Source organism: Clostridioides sp. ES-S-0190-01, assembly GCF_020658275.1.
Taxonomy (GTDB): Bacteria; Bacillota; Clostridia; order Peptostreptococcales; family Peptostreptococcaceae; genus Clostridioides.
The window spans coordinates 1-18027 of sequence record NZ_JACVWA010000021.1; the positions used below are offsets into that span (position 1 = coordinate 1).

General features: G+C 28.8%; 19 protein-coding genes and 1 rRNA gene. 8 read left to right on the forward strand and 12 right to left on the reverse strand.

Features of this window, described 5'->3' with window-relative positions:
* The 12 genes from IC214_RS06895 to dnaA form a co-directional block, all read right to left on the reverse strand.
* Positions 1 to 67: ribosomal RNA gene (locus IC214_RS06895) — 16S ribosomal RNA — on the reverse strand; the annotation flags it as partial.
* A 181-nt stretch (positions 68 to 248) separates the two neighbouring features.
* A complete protein-coding gene (locus IC214_RS06900; protein WP_227436593.1) occupies positions 249 to 1022 on the reverse strand; it encodes a SigB/SigF/SigG family RNA polymerase sigma factor in 774 nt (257 codons plus the stop codon).
* Positions 1022 to 1429, reverse strand: coding sequence for an ATP-binding protein (locus IC214_RS06905; RefSeq protein ID WP_227436592.1), 408 nt, complete (start codon positions 1427 to 1429; stop codon positions 1022 to 1024). Before IC214_RS06905 ends, IC214_RS06900 begins: the two co-directional genes overlap by 1 nt.
* A gap of 3 nt (positions 1430 to 1432) precedes the next feature.
* Entirely contained in the window at positions 1433 to 1750 is a 318-nt protein-coding gene (locus tag IC214_RS06910; protein ID WP_227436590.1) for an STAS domain-containing protein, read from the reverse strand.
* A gap of 11 nt (positions 1751 to 1761) precedes the next feature.
* Positions 1762 to 2022 (reverse strand): hypothetical protein, encoded by a 261-nt coding sequence (locus tag IC214_RS06915; protein WP_054272124.1) that lies wholly within the window; start codon positions 2020 to 2022, stop codon positions 1762 to 1764.
* The gene (locus tag IC214_RS06920) at positions 2022 to 2318 is read right to left on the reverse strand and encodes a YtxH domain-containing protein (RefSeq protein ID WP_227436588.1); all 297 of its coding nucleotides are present in this window, start codon (positions 2316 to 2318) and stop codon (positions 2022 to 2024) included. The genes IC214_RS06915 and IC214_RS06920 overlap by 1 nt, the downstream gene beginning before the upstream one ends.
* Positions 2319 to 2386: 68 nt before the next feature.
* Positions 2387 to 4813 carry a DNA gyrase subunit A gene (gyrA, locus tag IC214_RS06925; RefSeq protein ID WP_227436586.1) on the reverse strand — a complete coding sequence of 809 codons (2427 nt, stop codon included), beginning with the start codon at positions 4811 to 4813 and terminating at the stop codon, positions 2387 to 2389.
* Positions 4814 to 4832: 19 nt separating this feature from the next.
* A complete protein-coding gene (gyrB, locus tag IC214_RS06930) occupies positions 4833 to 6734 on the reverse strand; it encodes a DNA topoisomerase (ATP-hydrolyzing) subunit B (RefSeq protein ID WP_227436584.1) in 1902 nt (633 codons plus the stop codon).
* Positions 6735 to 7850, reverse strand: coding sequence for a DNA replication/repair protein RecF (gene recF / locus IC214_RS06935; RefSeq protein WP_227436582.1), 1116 nt, complete (start codon positions 7848 to 7850; stop codon positions 6735 to 6737).
* A 16-nt stretch (positions 7851 to 7866) separates the two neighbouring features.
* Positions 7867 to 8073, reverse strand: a complete 207-nt coding sequence (gene yaaA / locus IC214_RS06940) for a S4 domain-containing protein YaaA (RefSeq protein WP_227436580.1) — start codon at positions 8071 to 8073, stop codon at positions 7867 to 7869.
* Positions 8074 to 8210: 137 nt separating this feature from the next.
* Positions 8211 to 9317: a DNA polymerase III subunit beta gene (gene dnaN, locus IC214_RS06945; protein WP_227436578.1), complete on the reverse strand. Its 1107-nt coding sequence runs from the start codon at positions 9315 to 9317 to the stop codon at positions 8211 to 8213.
* 241 nt (positions 9318 to 9558) lie between these two features.
* Positions 9559 to 10878: a chromosomal replication initiator protein DnaA gene (gene dnaA / locus IC214_RS06950; protein ID WP_255613010.1), complete on the reverse strand. Its 1320-nt coding sequence runs from the start codon at positions 10876 to 10878 to the stop codon at positions 9559 to 9561.
* Positions 10879 to 11536: 658 nt separating this feature from the next.
* Between dnaA and rpmH the strand changes: the two genes are divergently transcribed.
* The 8 genes from rpmH to rsmG all read left to right on the forward strand — a co-directional run bounded on the left by rpmH (position 11537) and on the right by rsmG (position 17936).
* Positions 11537 to 11674 carry a 50S ribosomal protein L34 gene (gene rpmH, locus IC214_RS06955; RefSeq protein WP_003420485.1) on the forward strand — a complete coding sequence of 46 codons (138 nt, stop codon included), beginning with the start codon at positions 11537 to 11539 and terminating at the stop codon, positions 11672 to 11674.
* Positions 11675 to 11751: 77 nt separating this feature from the next.
* On the forward strand, positions 11752 to 12096 hold the full coding sequence (gene rnpA / locus IC214_RS06960) for a ribonuclease P protein component (RefSeq protein WP_227436576.1): 345 nt from the start codon (positions 11752 to 11754) through the stop codon (positions 12094 to 12096).
* 32 nt (positions 12097 to 12128) lie between these two features.
* On the forward strand, positions 12129 to 12380 hold the full coding sequence (yidD, locus tag IC214_RS06965) for a membrane protein insertion efficiency factor YidD (RefSeq protein WP_227436574.1): 252 nt from the start codon (positions 12129 to 12131) through the stop codon (positions 12378 to 12380).
* A gap of 31 nt (positions 12381 to 12411) precedes the next feature.
* Entirely contained in the window at positions 12412 to 13119 is a 708-nt protein-coding gene (locus IC214_RS06970) for a YidC/Oxa1 family membrane protein insertase (protein WP_227436572.1), read from the forward strand.
* Positions 13088 to 13717, forward strand: a complete 630-nt coding sequence (gene jag, locus IC214_RS06975; RefSeq protein ID WP_227825086.1) for an RNA-binding cell elongation regulator Jag/EloR — start codon at positions 13088 to 13090, stop codon at positions 13715 to 13717. Before IC214_RS06970 ends, jag begins: the two co-directional genes overlap by 32 nt.
* A gap of 109 nt (positions 13718 to 13826) precedes the next feature.
* Positions 13827 to 15206, forward strand: coding sequence for a tRNA uridine-5-carboxymethylaminomethyl(34) synthesis GTPase MnmE (mnmE, locus tag IC214_RS06980; RefSeq protein WP_227866425.1), 1380 nt, complete (start codon positions 13827 to 13829; stop codon positions 15204 to 15206).
* Between the two features lie 122 nt (positions 15207 to 15328).
* A complete protein-coding gene (gene mnmG / locus IC214_RS06985; RefSeq protein ID WP_227831491.1) occupies positions 15329 to 17224 on the forward strand; it encodes a tRNA uridine-5-carboxymethylaminomethyl(34) synthesis enzyme MnmG in 1896 nt (631 codons plus the stop codon).
* Positions 17217 to 17936, forward strand: a complete 720-nt coding sequence (gene rsmG / locus IC214_RS06990; RefSeq protein WP_227831490.1) for a 16S rRNA (guanine(527)-N(7))-methyltransferase RsmG — start codon at positions 17217 to 17219, stop codon at positions 17934 to 17936. The genes mnmG and rsmG overlap by 8 nt, the downstream gene beginning before the upstream one ends.
* The last annotated feature ends 91 nt before the right edge of the window (positions 17937 to 18027 follow it).

Here is an 18027-nt window from a genome sequence, read left to right on the forward strand (position 1 = left end):
GCTCAACTTGCATGTGTTAGGCACGCCGCCAGCGTTCATCCTGAGCCAGGATCAAACTCTCAAATAAAAGTTTATCAGGCTCAGATACTATTGTTATCTAAATATCTGGCTTTATGGTTTGTTTCTTAATATAAATTAACCTACTGTTTAATTTTCAATGTTCGTATTTTTTCTTGTTCCTTTTTTTCAAGGACAAGTAATACTATACCATCATTCAAACAGTAGGTCAATACTTTTTTTATTATTTTTTAGAAATTTTTTTCATATTCTTTTTTTAGCTTTTCTACGACCTTTTTTTCTAAGCGAGAAACAGTCATTTGAGATATATCTAATTCTTTAGCTATACTAGACTGGGTTTTATCGAAGAAAAATCTATCTTTAAATATTTTTACTTCTAACTCATTTAAAGTTTCAATAAACTTATTAATAAAATCTTCGTATTCTATACTTCCGAAATTACCTTCTTCTTTTCCTATTTTATCAATAAGAGTTATGTCTTTGTCTTCTGAATCATCATTACTTGATGAATCTAAAGACATAGGTTGATAACCATAAGATGCTTCCATAGCCTCTAGTACATCTTCTTCACTAACTCCTATATAGTCAGCGATATCTTTTACCTTTGGATGTTTTTTATTTTCTTGCTCTAGTTTAATTTTCGCATCACTTATCTTTTTGCTTAATTCTTGTATTCTTCTTGGTACTCTAAGTGTCCATACTTTATCTCTAAAATATTTTTTAATTTCTCCTACTATAGTTGGTGTTGCAAAACTGGAGAATTCAAATCCCTTTTCAACATCATATCTATCAATAGCATAAATTAATGCTAATGAAGCAACTTGATATATGTCTTCAAAATCAACACCCTTGTTTATATACTTTTTAGCTAACAACCTTGCTAAATATAGATGTCTTTCAATAAGAATATTCCTGATATCTACGTTTTTATTTGTATTATATAAATTAAATAGCTCTTTTGTATCCATATTTAGGTAATGTGTAGCATTAGCTACATTTTTCATTAAATATCAACTCCTAAATACTTAGTCATTTTTATTTTTGTTCCTTGATTACATTCTGATTCAATATCTACATCATCCATTAAAGTTTTAATTATAAATAATCCAAGACCACTTTCTTTTGGATTCTCTAAATCTGGTGTACTTATTGAGCTAACATCATATCCTTTTCCATTATCTTGAATCTCTATATTAATTGCATCGTCTAAAATATTAAATACTATATTGAATACATCATCATTACTATGTTTTATTGCATTGGTACATGCCTCTGATACTGCTACCTTTATATCTTCTATATCATCTATTGGAAACCCCATTTTATTTGCAATCCCAGACGCTGTTAATCTTATTATGCCTACATAATCTGGATTTGTAGTAATTTCCATCTTTATAGTTTCACAAGCCAAAATTTATCCCTCCACTTTAAATATTTTATCTAGACCTGTTATAGTAAAAATTTTCCTAACATTACTCTTAGGATTTACTATGTATATCTCTTTTTCATTTATTTTTAGTTTTTTTAAAACACCTATCATAGCTCCTAAACCTGTAGAATCTATATAATCTAAATCTTTAAGATTAATCTTTACATCCAACATGTTTCTTTCTATTAAACCATGTAAATGTTCTTTTAATTTATCTGCTGTAGAGACATCAAGTTCTCCATCAATACAAACATTCCAAAACTTATTTTGAGAATCTAAATTTGAATCTATATTCATAGACATGTAAAAACCTCCTATTTTCTCTTAATAATTTTAAATATATTACCTATACTCAATATCTTATTAATTACATAAACTATATCATCTATTCCCTTTGATATTGATGATGCATTTTCAACAATATCTTGTATATGTCTTTCATTGTAATCTACAATCTTATAAGCTTTTTCAACAACTTTATTTAAACTATTTAGAGTTTTAGCTAAATAAATTGCTACTATAAGAGCCGAACTACCTACTAACACTGCTCCTATTTGCCACCCCCATGCATTCATTAGTTAACATCTCCCTCGTCGTCAAAACTTTTACTTATTACTATATCTTCTTCTGAAATTTTTATATCTTCTTCATTATTATCATCATCTACTAAAGTTATTATTCTCTCTTTAACATCATTAAATGTTTCATGTAGAACTTCTTTTGGGTTTTCTTTCACTTTATCAAACTTATCTTTTGTCTCTTTTCTTAACTCAGAACCTTTTTTTGGTGCAAGAAACATACCAAATATAAAACCTAAAATGGCTCCTATTAATAAAAATCCACCTTTTTTACAACCTCTTTTATTACACATAACAACTACTCCTTTCAATTTTAAATTTTTATCTAAGTACATTATACAAAAAGAATAGGATATTTATCCTATTCTTCTTCAATATTTATTTTAGCAATCGAAACTACATTCACTTCTTCATTAGTCTTCATTAATTTAACACCACTTGTAACCCTTCCAAATAGTGAAATTTCATTAACTCTTATTCTAATAAGAACTCCATCAGAATTTATAATCATTATCTCATCATCTTCATTGACCATCTCTGCACCAACAATTGTACCAGTTTTTTCAGATATGTTATAAGTTTTAATTCCTTTTCCAGCTCTTATTTGGCTTCTATATTCTTCTATATTTGTTCTTTTACCAAAACCATTTCTACTGACAACTAATACATCTGTACCTTTACTACAAAGATTCATAGATACAACAAAGTCTTTTTTACTTAAAGTTATACCTTTTACACCCATTGCTGTTCTACCCATATATCTTATATCATTTTCATCAAACCTTATAGACATACCTTCATTAGTTACTAAAAGTACTTCCTGTTTTCCATCTGTTAGCTCTACTCCAATAAGTTCATCATCATCTCTTAAACCTATAGCAATAAGACCAGATTTGTTTATATTTTTAAACTCTTCTCGTTTAGTCTTTTTAACGATACCTTTTTTAGTTGTAAGTAATAAATATTCATTTTCATCATTACCATCTATAGGTATTAAAGTTGCAATCTTTTCGTCTGCTGACAATTGAAGTAAGTTTACTATAGCAGTACCTTTTGCTTGTCTCTTACCTTCAGGTATTTCATATGCATTTAATTTAAATACTCTACCCTTATTTGTAAAGAACAGTAATCTACTATGAGTAGTTGTAGTTATCAAATGTCTTACAAAGTCCTCTTCTCTAGTTGTAAGTGCTGAGATACCTCTTCCACCTCTTTTTTGGCTCTTATAAGTATCAGATGGAAGTCTTTTTATATATCCAAAGTGAGTAAGAGTTATGGCTATTTCCTCATCACTTATAAGATCTCTCATATCTATCTCGCCTTCAGCATGTCTTATTTCTGTTCTTCTTTCATCAGAATAATTTTCTTTTATTATTGTCATTTCATCTTTTATTACATTTAAAAGTAATCTTTCATCAGCCAAAATTTCTTTTAATCTATTTATTTTCTTTATTAAGTCTTCATACTCAGCTTCTATCTTATCTCTTTCTAGACCTGTAAGTCTTTGAAGTCTCATATCTAGTATAGCTTGAGCTTGAATCTCAGTTAGATTGAATTTTTCTACTAAACCTATCTTAGCTTCTTGGCCTGTTTTTGAAGCTCTTATCAAGCTTATAACAGCATCTATATTATCTAAAGCAATTTTTAATCCTTCTAAAATATGTGCTCTTGCTTCAGCTTTGTTTAATTCAAATTTAGTTCTTCTTGTAACAACATCTTCTTGATGTTTAATATAATGATATAGTATTTGCTTAAGATTTAAAACTCTTGGTTGACCATCTACAAGAGCAAGCATTATTATACTAAATGTATCTTCCATTTGAGAATGTTTATACAGATTATTTAATACTATATTAGCATTAGCATCTCTCTTTAATTCTATAACAATTCTCATACCATTTCTATTACTTTCGTCTCTTAAATCTGATATACCTTCTATTCTTTTTTCTTTAACTAACTCAGCTATTCTCTCAACTAATTTAGCTTTATTTACTTGATAAGGTATTTCTGTAACTATTATCTGTTGTTTTCCTTTTGGAAGTTCTTCTATAAAAGCTCTAGATCTAACCTTAACTTTACCTCTTCCAGTTCTATATGCCTCTGCTATATTCTCTTTTCCCATTATAATTGCAGCTGTAGGAAAATCTGGACCTTGTATAAATTTTATTAAGTCCTCAACACTACAATCTGGATTGTCAATCAAATGTACAGTTGCATCAATTACTTCAGCTAAGTTATGTGGAGGTATTGAAGTTGCCATCCCAACAGCTATACCATTAGACCCATTCACTAATAGATTGGGATACCTTGCTGGTAGTACTGAAGGTTCTTTTAATGATTCATCAAAGTTTGGTTTAAAATCTACAGTTTCTTTTTCTATATCTCTTAATAATTCTAATGATAATTTACTCATCTTAGCTTCTGTATAACGCATTGCCGCTGGTGAATCTCCATCAACAGAACCAAAGTTACCATGACCATCTACTAAAAGTGCTCTAGTTGAAAAGTCTTGAGCCATTCTAACCATTGCAAAATAAACAGCAGTATCTCCATGTGGATGGTACTTACCTAAAACGTCCCCAACAATACGGGCTGACTTTCTATATGGTTTATCTGGTGTTAAGTTTAATTCACTCATTGAGTATAGTATTCTTCTGTGAACTGGCTTTAGACCATCTCTAACATCAGGAAGAGCACGTCCAGCTATAACACTCATCGAATAATCGATATAAGATTTTTTCATTTCTTCCGCTATTTCAATAGGGAGTATTTTGTTATTTTCTTCCATGTATACTAATCCCCTCTCTCTATATATCTAAGTTTCTAACGAATCTTGCATTTTCTTCTATAAATTCTTTTCTTGGAGCAACCTTATCACCCATAAGCATTGAAAATACTTCATCTGCAATTGCAGCATCTTCTACAGTTACTTGCAATAAAGTTCTTGTATCAGGATTCATAGTGGTATCCCATAATTGTTCTGCATTCATCTCTCCAAGACCTTTATATCTTTGAAGTTCTGCACCATTTCTTCCAATTTCATCTAATAAAACATTTAATTCTTTATCTGAATAAACATAATGTTCCTTTTTTTGCTTTGTTACTTTATATAAAGGAGGTTGTGCTGCATAAACATACCCCTCATCTATAAGAGGTCTCATGTATCTAAAGAAGAATGTTAATAGCAAAGTTCTTATATGAGCTCCATCTACATCGGCATCGGTCATAATTATAATTTTATGATATCTAGCCTTATCTATATCAAAATCTTCTCCTATACCACAACCATAAGCTGTTATCATATTTTTTATTTCGTCTGAAGATAATATTCTATCTAGTCTTGATTTTTCGACATTAAGTATCTTACCTCTTAATGGAAGTATCGCTTGGCTATTTCTATCTCTACCTTGTTTTGCGGAACCTCCCGCTGAATCTCCTTCGACTAAGAATATTTCACTTTTAGCAGGATCTTTTTCTGCACAATCTGCTAATTTTCCAGGTAAAGATGTGCTTTCTAAAACACTCTTTCTTCTTGTTAATTCTCTTGCTTTCTTTGCAGCTTCTCTAGCTCTTTGTGCTCTCAAAGCTTTATCAACTATTATTCTAGCTGTTGCTGGATTTTCCTCTAAGAAAGAGCCAAGTTCATCAACTGTTACACTATCAACTACACCTCTCATAAAACTATTACCTAGTTTTGTTTTAGTTTGTCCTTCAAATTGAGGTTCTGGTAATTTAACTGATACTACAGCTGTAAGTCCTTCTCTTATATCTTCACCTAATAAGTTAACATCATTTTCTTTTAAGAATTTATTTCTTTTAGCATAATCATTTACAGTTTTAGTAAGAGCTGCTTTGAATCCACTTAAATGAGCTCCTCCTTCATGCGTATTTATATTATTTGCAAAAGAATATATGTTCTCTGTATAACCATCCGTATATTGCATAGCTAATTCGACAATACAATCATCAACTTTTTTATCTATATAAACTATGTCATCATGTATTCCAGTTCTAGATTTATTTAAATACTTAATATATTCTACTAGACCACCTGTATAGTGAAATTCTTTTCTTTTTTCTTGATTTTCTCTTTTATCTTCAAATACTATTTTTATTCCTTTATTTAAAAAAGAAAGTTCTCTAAGTCTATATTCTAATGTTTCATATTTAAACTCTATTTCATCAAATATAGTAGCGTCAGGCATAAATTGAATTATTGTTCCTGTACTTTGAGATTCTCCAACTATCTCAATCTTAGATGTTGGTAGACCTTTTTCATATGTCTGCTTATATATTTTTCCATTTAAATAAACTTCTGCTATCATCCATTTTGATAATGCATTAACTACAGAAACACCAACTCCATGAAGACCTCCAGATACTTTATATCCTCCGCCTCCAAATTTTCCTCCTGCATGAAGATTAGTTAATACTGTTTCTAAAGTCGATTTTCCAGTCTTAGGATGTGTTTCGACTGGGATACCTCTTCCGTCATCTTTTACTAAAATACTGCCATCTTCATTAATAGATACATATATATTTGAACAATAGCCTTGTAAAGCCTCATCGATACTATTATCTACAACTTCATAAACTAAGTGGTGTAAACCTCTTGGGCTTGTACTACCAATATACATACCTGGTCTTTTTCTAACGGCCTCTAATCCCTCTAATACCTGTATCTGACTTGCACCGTATTCTTGTTTCATTTAATTTCCTCCATTCTCTATGCTAATAACATTGCCGTTTTCAATATTAAATATTGTAACATCCTTTTCATCAAATATTTTTTTATGTGAAATTTCAGCACTTGTTATAAACATTTGAACATTGCTTAAATTATTTACTAAAAGTTTTTGTCTTGCTTCATCTAACTCACTAAAAACATCATCTAAAATTAATACTGGATATTCTTCAACCTCATTTTTTATTAATTCTATCTCTGATAGCTTTAATGATATTGAAGCAGTTCTTTGTTGACCTTGTGAACCAAAAAGTCTTGCATCTAAATCATTTATGAATATATTTAAGTCATCTTTGTGTATACCATATCTAGTAGTTCTAGATTCTATATCATTAGGTCTATTTGATGACAACTTGGCTAAAAATTTATTATATACTGTTTCTATAGTATCTTCGTCAGTTATATTTATTTGAGTTTTATATTTGATTGATAATTTTTCAACTCCATTAGTCAAATTCATATGCATATGTTCAGATATATTAGCTATCTTTTTTATAAAGTCTCTGCGTAAAATATAAATATAACTTCCGTATTTTGCTAGTGTATCATCATATACATCTAATAAAGCTTCATCAACATGCATGCTTTTTAGAACTCTACTTCTTTGAGAAAGTATTTTATTGTAATTAGTAAGATAATTATAATATTTAGGAATAATTTGGCTAATCTCTTTATCTATGAAAGTCCTTCTCTCTTTAGGACCTTCTTTAACCAGTCTTAAATCTTCAGGTGAAAATATGACAACATTTAAGTTGCCAAGTAATTCCTGCATTTTTTGCAAAGGAACTTTATTTATTCGTATCCCCTTTTTATCTTTTCCAATAATTAGCTCTATTAGACTATATTTATTATATTTTGAAAAACTTCCTCCAACATATAAATTTTCACTATTAAATCTAACCATTTCTCTATCTTTGTTGGTTCTAAATGACTTGCCAAAAGAAAGCATATAAATAGATTCTACTATATTTGTCTTTCCTTGACCATTTTTTCCAACAAGAAGATTCACTTTACCATTAAATTCCAGATGCAACTTTTCATAATTTCTAAAATTAACAAGCTGCAAACTTTTAAGTTTCACAAAAAGTTCTCCTTTTTTACAATACTTTTATTTTAGTTCCTTCTATCTCAACTATATCTCCTGATTTTATCTTTTTCCCTCTTCTTAATTCTATTTCATCATTTACAGTCACTAAACCTTCTTGAATTAAAAATTTTGCATGACCTCCGGTTGATGCAATCTCTGCTAGTTTTAGGAATTGATCTAACTTTATATAGTCTGATTCTATAGTTATTTCAGTCATAAGAGTTCCTCCTTGCCATTATTTTAGGTAAATAGGTATTAATATACTAAAAGTATATTATATCATAAAAATACTTGCAAAAGGAGTTGCCTAAGATTAGAAAAATTTTTCTACAAAAGACAACTCCTTAATATCTACTATATATTAGATGATATTCTTACTGGAAGTAATAAGTAAATATAATTAATATCATCTGTTGGTTTAATTATACAAGGATTTACATTTGTAGTAAATTCTATAAATATTTCCTCATTATCTATATTTTTCAATCCTTCAATAAAGTATCGAGAGTTAAAAGCTATATCTAAATAATCTCCATCTAAATCTATTTCAACTTCTTCATAGACATTTCCTTTTTCTGTATTAGAAGTAATTGCCATTACTTTATCCCTTATAGATAATTTTATAAGGTTATTTTTTTCTGATTGAGACAATAAAGATGCTCTTTCTATACTATTTAAAAGTTCTTTAGTATTTAACTTTACTCTACTATTATGCTCTCTTGGCAATAATTTTTTATAATCAATAAAATCTCCTTCAAGTAATCTTGTAATAATTTTTGTATCATTAATTATAAAAATAGCATTTTTTTCGTTAAATCCAACTTTAACATTATCTTCTCCAGAAAGCAAGCTATTTACATCTATAAGTGTCTTTCCTGGAATTATTACTTTTATATTTTCAGTTAAACTATCAACTGAACAGCTTTTTACAGCTAATCTATAGCCATCAATTGCTACTAGATTTAAATTTTTATCTACAATTTCTAGAAGTTCTCCCATTAAAACAGGTTTTGTTTGGTCTTGTGAAATAGCAAATACAGTTTGTTTAATCATATTTTTTAGGAGTTCTTGAGGTATGCTGTATAAATCTTCTTCATTTAATTCTGGTAGTTTAGGAAATTCTTTAGCTGCATATCCTTTAATTTTAAATCTTGAATTTACACAATTTATGTAAATATTATTTTCTGAATCTGTTTCTATCTCAACAAAAGAATCTGGTAATTTTCTAATTATATCTCCAAATAATCTTGCATCTACAACAACATCACCTTTTTCTATAATCTCTGCTTGTACATAAGTTTCTATTCCTATCTCCGCATCATATCCAGTAAGTTTTAACTGGCCTTCTTCTGTAGATATAAGTATACCCTTTAATAGTTCTATAGTTGTTTTTCCATTAATAGCTTTTTGAGCAATCCCGATTCTATTTGCTAGGATTTTTTGATTACAAATTATTTTCAATGTGGATAACCTCCTCTGGCTTTTTATATAAAAAAATAAGTTAAAATCATAGTAGTAATAGTAGTAGGTGTTGTTGATAATGTTAATAAGTACATGTAACATTATAAATGCAAAGATATCAACATGTGTATAAGATGTTGATATCTTTGTTATTTTATACTTAATTATTTGTTAATAAATTTTAATATAAAAAAGTATAAACAAGTTATTCAATAGATATAAACAGACAATTGTGTATAAATTATCCCTTTAAATCTGATATAATTTTGTCTATTTTAGTCTTAATTTCTTCGCTTTCTTCTATGTCTCTAGATACTTTATCATGAGCATGAATTACTGTTGTATGATCTCTTCCTCCAAATTCTTCACCTATTTTAGGGAGAGACAAATCAGTAAGTTCGCGCGTTAAATACATAGCTATTTGTCTTGGAAAAGCTATTGAACGAGTTCTTTTTTTAGAATTAAAATCTTCCATTTTTAAATTGAATACAGAAGAAACTTTTTCTTTTATTCTAAGCACATTGATTTCTTCATTTTTAGAAGTTGTTATAATATCTTTTAAAGCTTCTGTAGCAAGATCAAAAGATATCACTCTATTACTAAGAGAAGAGTAAGCAACTACTCTAGTTAAGGCACCTTCTAGTTCTCTTATATTTGACTTAATATTTTTTGCTATATATGACATAACTTCGTTTGGCACTTCTATACGTTCTAGTTGAGCCTTTTTTCTAAGGATAGCAATCCTTGTTTCAAAGTCTGGTGCCTGAATATCAGTTATAAGTCCCATTTCAAATCTCGATCTTAATCTATCTTCTAGTGTAGGTATATCTTTTGGTGGTCTATCACTAGAGATAATTATTTGTTTATTTGCCTCATGAAGAGTATTAAATGTATGGAAAAACTCTTCTTGAGTTCTTTCCTTCCCAGCTATAAATTGAATATCATCAATTAATAAGACATCTACATTTCTATATTTATTTCTAAATTCTTCATTTTTATCATCTTTTATAGAGTTTATAAGTTCATTAGTAAATTTTTCTGAAGAAACATAAACAACTTTTGAATCTTTTTTTTGGCTGACAATATGATGTCCAATAGCGTGCATTAAATGAGTTTTACCTAAGCCAACCCCTCCATACAAAAAAAGTGGATTGTAAGCTTTAGCAGGAGATTCAGCAACTGCAACACATGCAGCATGAGCAAATCTATTGCTATTACCAATAACGAACGTATCAAATGTGTATTTTGGATTCAGGTTAGGGTAAAGTACTCTATAATTTAAATCTGCACTATCAGAATTTAGGTCAGCAACTTCTTTTTCGCTCAATACAAATTTAATATTATACTTTTTTAATGACAGTTGATTTATAGCATCTTCAATTAAATGCAAATATCTATTTTCTAGAATATCTTTATTAAAATCACTAGGAGCTAGTAGTATCAAGTCATTAAGATGTATTTTTAATGGTACGATGTTTTTAAAAAAGGTATTAAAACTTACTGAAGTTAAGTCACCTTTTATTAATTGTAGGGTTTTGTCCCATAAAGAAACTATATCCATAATATAAACCTCCGAACAGAATAATTAATATTTTCCACAAAGTTATTAACAGAAAAGCAAAAATATATATAAATTTTACAGAATAACTAAATTTATGGATAATGGTGTTGATAAATTAATAATAGTATAAATTATTAAAAAAATATGAAAAGATATAAACAATATGTAGATAAAGTTATAAATAACATAAACATACAATAAATGGTGATTATAACTAGAGTATTGTCAGTAATCTTAAAAGTTATACACAAAAGTATCCACAAGCTGTGAATAATTTTTAATAAGTTGATAACATTTATACACATTATCAACAAGTATATTTATAATATCAAAATATATGTCAAACTTCAATGATTTGTAACTAATTTATCCACAATATTAACTAATTGTTGATAAAAATATAAACATGTTAAATTTGCTTTATTTGTGTATATAATTGAAAAAAATAATTTAGAATAAAATTAAATAGATTTTTACTAGTATTTTCAATAAAAAAAATACATAATATATATATGGTAGATTTTGTGATGCAAGCATACCAAAAACTCGTTGACAACGATAGTAAAAGTATTTATAATTATATGTGTTATGTTTACTTTGAGGGTAAAGTTATTATTTTTATAAACGGAAAATGAAATCTGAAAGGCGGTGCAAAATAATGAGTAAAAGAACTTATCAACCAAAAAAGAGACAAAGAAGTAAAGAACATGGTTTCAGAAAAAGAATGAAGACGTCTAACGGAAGAAACGTGTTAAAAAGAAGAAGAGCTAAAGGAAGAAATAGATTAACTCATTAATTACAAAAGGGCCGCTGCAAAGGTGGCCTTTTTGTGTAAATAATTACAATGCATAGCTGTGTTTATGGAGGTTAACTATGGACTTTAATAGGACAAAGGGGTTAAAAAAAGACTCTGATTTTAGAAAAGTATATAAACACGGCAAATCTTTTGCAAACAGATATTTAGTAATATATATACTTAAAAATAAATCAGATTATAGTAGAATAGGTATTTCTGTTTCAAAGAAAGTAGGAAAAGCTATCACTAGAAATAGAGTAAGAAGATTAATAAAAGAAGTCTACAGATTAAATATTGATGAAAAAATTAAGCCTGGATATGATATAGTATTTATAGCAAGAGTATCTAGTAAAGATGCTAGTTTTAAAGAGATAGACAAGTCTATAAAAAATTTAGTTAAAAGAACGGATATTTCTCTTTAAATTGTATGCTATAAATATGGAGGTTAATAATTTTGAATAAAATAATTTATATATTAAAGGAAATAAGTAGGTATTTATCGAATTTATGTATTTATTTAGTAAAATTTTATCAAAAGTATATATCTCCCTTAAAGGGACCTACTTGTAGATTCTATCCAACTTGCTCACAATATTCAATAGAGGCATTTAAAAAATATGGATTTGTAAAAGGTATGTACTTAACAATAAGAAGACTTCTAAAATGTCATCCTTTTCATCCAGGAGGTTACGACCCTCTAAAATAAAAGAGAGTAACTATTAGGAGGTATAAAAAAATTGAATATAATAGGAAATTTCTTAGGATTAATTCTTAAGGTAATATTTGAATTTGTTAACCACTATGGTATTTCTATAATAATTTTTACTATACTTGTAAAGATTATTTTACTACCATTAACAGTTAAACAGACTAAGTCAACAAAGGCAATGCAAGATATACAACCTCGTATAAAAGAGATACAAGAAAAATATAAAAATAAGCCAGAAAAACAAAATGAAGAAATTGTTAAGTTATATGGAGAAGCTAAAATTAATCCACTATCTGGTTGTTTACCTTTATTAATACAGTTTCCTATATTAATAGGATTATTTAGCGTTTTAAGAGAGCCAGTTGCTCATGGCGTTTTTGCAAATCAAGCTGCATTTATGGCAGCTGACAATGGGTTTTTATGGATAAAAAGTTTAACAGCACCAGATTATGTATTAGCAGTATTTTCAGGAGCAAGTGCATATGTAATGCAAAAGGTAATGACTCCAAAGGACCAACTACAAGGCTCTATGAAAGTAATGACATATGTAATGGCAGGGATGTCTTTCTATTGGGGATTTATATTCCCAGCAGGACTTACATTGTACTGGACAGTAAGTAACTTATTCTCAATAGCTCAGTATTACTTAATAATGAATCCTTTAAAAGCTAAGCTGGCTGCTAACTCTAAGGAGGAAAAAGTTAATGAGAAAAAGCCTAAAATTAATAAAAAGTAAAAGTAAAGAAGAAGCTATAAATAAGGCGATAGCAGATTTAAATTTAAAAGTAGAGGATATAGAGGTAGAAATACTAGAAAATCCAAGCAAGGGGTTTTTAGGTTTTATAGGTGCTAAAGATGGTACCTATGAAATTTTTGTTATTGAAAGGGAACTAGATGTAGCTAAAAATTTTATAGAGGTAATGTTGAAAAATGCAAATGTTGATGCCAAAGTCAATGTATCTCAAAAAGATAATTTAATCATGGTTGATATTGAAGGCAAAGAAGCTGCAAGTTTAATTGGTAGAAGAGGGGAAACTTTAGATTCTATTCAATTTTTAACTGGATTAGCTCTTAATAAAATAAATAAAGACTCTCATACAAGAGTACTTGTAGATATAGAAAACTATAGGTCAAAAAGAGAAGAATCTTTAATAAGATATGCTAATAAGGTTGCTAGAGAAGTAGCGAAAACAAGAAAAACTAAAAAATTAGATTATATGAATCCATATGAGAGAAGAATAATACATTCAGCCCTTCAAAATGACAAATATGTAATTACATATAGTGAAGGAACCGATCCATATAGAAGATTAGTAATTGAGTGTAAAAGATAAAATCAACCTCCTAAACATTAGGGGGTTTTATTTTTTAATCTTATTAAATCATTGTAATTGGTCAAAAATAAATCTATATGTAAAAATTATAAATTAAGAGGTGATAAATTTGTTTATAGATGATACAATAGCGGCTATAGCTACAGCACCTGGAGAAGGTGGTATAGGTATACTGAGAATAAGTGGAGAAAAAGCTTTAAAAGTTGCAGAAGAAATCTTTAAATCCATGTCAGGAAAGAGTATAAAAGATTATAATAAAAGAATATTAATATATGGAAATATTGTAGATAATGAAAATGCAATAGATGAAGTATTATTGGCATATATGAAGGGGCCCAATTCATACACAGGAGAAGATGTTATAGAAATAAATTGCCATGGTGGATTTATTTCAGTAAAGAAAATTTTAGAACTAATATTATCTAAAGATGTTAGATTGGCAGAAGCTGGGGAGTTTACTAAAAGAGCATTTTTAAACGGAAGAATAGATTTATCTCAAGCAGAAGCAGTAATAGATGTTATAAAGGCAAAAACTGATATAGCTCATGAAGTTGCTCAAAACCAGTTAGAGGGTTCTCTATCAAAGAAGATAAGAGACTTAAGAGATAAAGTTACTGAGATACTGGCACATGTAGAAGTTGCTATAGATTATCCTGAAGAAGATATTGAACATATAACATATCAAACGCTTAAGGATAAAACTGGTGAACTTAAAAAAGAAATTAAAAAATTATATGATACAGCTGAAAGTGGGAAAATACTTAGAGAAGGCTTGAAAACAGTAATTGTTGGGAAACCAAATGTAGGAAAATCTTCACTGCTTAACTCTATTTTGGGAGAAAATAGAGCTATAGTTACAGACATACCAGGAACTACTAGAGATGTTATAGAGGAATTTGTTAATATAAAAGGTATACCTCTTAAGATAGTTGATACAGCAGGTATAAGAGATACTGATGATATAGTTGAAAAAATAGGAGTTGAGAAATCTAAAGAATCATTTACAAGTGCTGATTTAATTATAATGGTTTTAGATGCATCAAGAAAGTTGTCAGAAGAAGATATAGAAATATTAAAGAAGCTTAAAGATAAACAAACAATAGTACTATTAAATAAAAATGACTTAAAACAAGAGATTGAAGAAGAAAAAATACTTAAATATGTAGAAAATAATAGTATAATAAGAATATCAGCTTTACAGCAAGAAGGCATAGAAGCATTACAAGATAAGATAGAGTCTATGGTATATAAAGGAAGTATCAAAAACAATTCTAGTTTAATAGTAACTAATTCTAGACATAAGGATGCACTTGGTAAGGCATATAAGTCTGCAACAGATGCTTTAATTGCTCTAGAACAAAGTATGCCATTTGACTTTGTAGAAGTAGATTTAAAAAATATATGGGACTACCTTGGATATATTAATGGAGATACAGTAACAGAAGATTTACTAGATAATATATTCCATAACTTCTGTATAGGAAAATAGGATGTAAAATACAAAAGGAAAGAAAATATAGAAGTAATAAATTTCATTTTTTATTGTAGAAATTATAGATATTTTATAGTGTTTCTCATGAAACATTAATATTAAAAAGAAAGGAATTATAAATGATAAAGTTTGAAGCAGGAAAATATGATGTTATAGTAGTTGGGGCAGGTCACGCGGGATGTGAAGCTGCTTTAGCTACGGCAAGAATGGGATATAAAACTTTGATAATAACAATGTCTTTAGATTCTATTGCATTAATGCCTTGCAATCCATCAATTGGTGGAACGGGTAAAGGTCAATTAGTAAAAGAGATAGATGCTTTAGGTGGTCAAATGGGACTAAATATAGACAAGACATATATACAAAGTAGAATGTTAAATACTGCTAAAGGACCAGCAGTTCATTCTTTGAGAGCCCAAGCAGATAAATTTAAATACCATGAAGAAATGAAAAAAACATTAGAAAATGAGCCAAACCTCGATATAGCTATGGATGAAGTTGTAGAAATATTACATGAAGGAAATGTTGTAATAGGTGTTGGAACTAAGCTAGGATGTTCATTTAAATCTAAAGCTGTAATATTAGCTACTGGAGTTTATTTAAATTCAAAAATATATATGGGTGAGGTGGCATTTTACGAAGGTCCTAATGCACTAGGATATGCAAAATACCTTACAGATAGTTTAGTTGAATTAGGTCTTAGAATGAGAAGATTTAAAACAGGAACACCAGCAAGAGTCCATAGAGATAGTATAGATTTCTCTGTAATGTCTCTACAAGAAGGTGACGAAAAAGTAACTCCTTTCTCATTTATGAATGAAAACATAGAGAAAGAGCAAGAACCTTGTTATTTAACAAGAACCACTGAAGATACTCAAAGAGTTATACTAGATAATTTAAAAAGGTCTGCCATGTATAGTGGAGTTATAGAAAGTACTGGGCCAAGATATTGTCCTTCTATAGAAGATAAAGTAGTAAGATTTAGTGATAAAACTTCACATCAATTGTTTATAGAGCCAGAGGGTTTGAATACTAAAGAAATGTATATTCAAGGGATATCAACTAGTTTACCTTTTGAAGTTCAACTAGATATGTATAAAACTATAAAGGGGCTTGAAAACTGTAAGATAATGAGACCTGCATATGCTATAGAATATGATTGTGTTGACCCAACACAATTAAAAATAAGTTTAGAAATAAAAGGTGTTGAAAACTTATTTAGTGCAGGGCAATTTAATGGAACTTCTGGATATGAAGAAGCAGCAGCTCAAGGGCTTATGGCGGGTATAAATGCTGTTAGAAAGATAGAAGGAAAAGAACCTTTTGTATTAGATCGTTCAGAAGCATATATAGGTGTATTATTAGATGACCTTGTTACTAAAGGAACTAATGAACCTTATAGAATGATGACATCAAGAGCAGAATATAGATTGTATTTAAGACAAGATAATGCGGATATGAGATTGACTCAAAAGGGTTATGAATTAGGCTTAGTTAAAAAAGATAGATATGAAAGATTCATAAATAAAAAGGATGCTGTTGAAAAAGAATTTGAAAGATTAAAGAGCGAAAGAGTTACACCAAAGGAAGTAAATAATTTACTAGAAGAAAAAGGTGCAACGCCAATAAAAGTTGGAATATCACTGTATGAGTTTTTAAAAAGACCAGAAGTATCCTATGAATTGCTTGAAGAAATAGGAAAAGATGCTGGTGAAGATGTTTCAAGAGAAGTTAAAGAACAATGCGTAATAATGACTAAGTATGAAGGTTATATAGACAAGCAATTAAAACAGATAGACCAATTTAAAAAGCTTGAGAATAAAAAATTAGATGAAAAAATAAATTATTCATCAATAGAAGGACTTAGATTAGAAGCAAGACAAAAACTAGATGACATAAAACCTATTTCAATAGGTCAAGCATCTCGTATATCAGGTGTTTCTCCAGCTGATATATCAGTGTTACTTATACACCTAGAACAAGTTAGAAGAACTAGAGGTGGAAAAAGTGAATAATATAGAACTTCTAGAAAATGGAATTAAAAATTTTAATATAGATACAAATGATGATATGTTACAAAAATTTAAAACTTATAGAGATATACTAGTTGATTGGAATCAAAAAATGAACCTTACAGGAATAGAGGATGAAAAAGAAGTATATATAAAACACTTTTTAGACTCTATTTCAGCTGTAAAAAATGGATATATAAAAAATGGTATGTCCATAATAGATGTTGGTACAGGTGCTGGTTTTCCAGGTATACCACTAAAAATATGTTTAGAGGAGTTAGAGTTAACCTTATTGGACTCTTTAAATAAAAGAATAAGCTTTCTAGAAGAAGTTGCTAGAGCATTAGAACTAGAGGGTATTAAATTTATACATGGAAGAGCTGAAGATTTTGGAAAAGATGAAAAGTACAGGGAAAAGTATGATATTGCTACAGCAAGAGCTGTAGCTGGATTACCAATTCTTATGGAATTTTGTGTACCATTTGTAAAAGTAGGAGGATATTTTATTTGTTTAAAAGGTCCAAATGCTAATCTAGAATTAGAGGAATCAAAAAAGGCTATAGATATTTTAGGATTAGAGTTTGTTGAAAAAATAGATGTAGAATTACCAGAAATAGATTTAAATCATAATATATTAGTTTTTAAAAAGATACATGAAACACCAGTTAAATACCCTAGAAAAGCTGGTAAGCCAGCTAAAAATCCTATTAAATAATCAAGATATTAATTAGTAGGCAACCTTAATCATTTCTCAGGAAATAATTAAGGTTGCCTCAAAACAAACAAAAATAAAGGAATTATTAAAG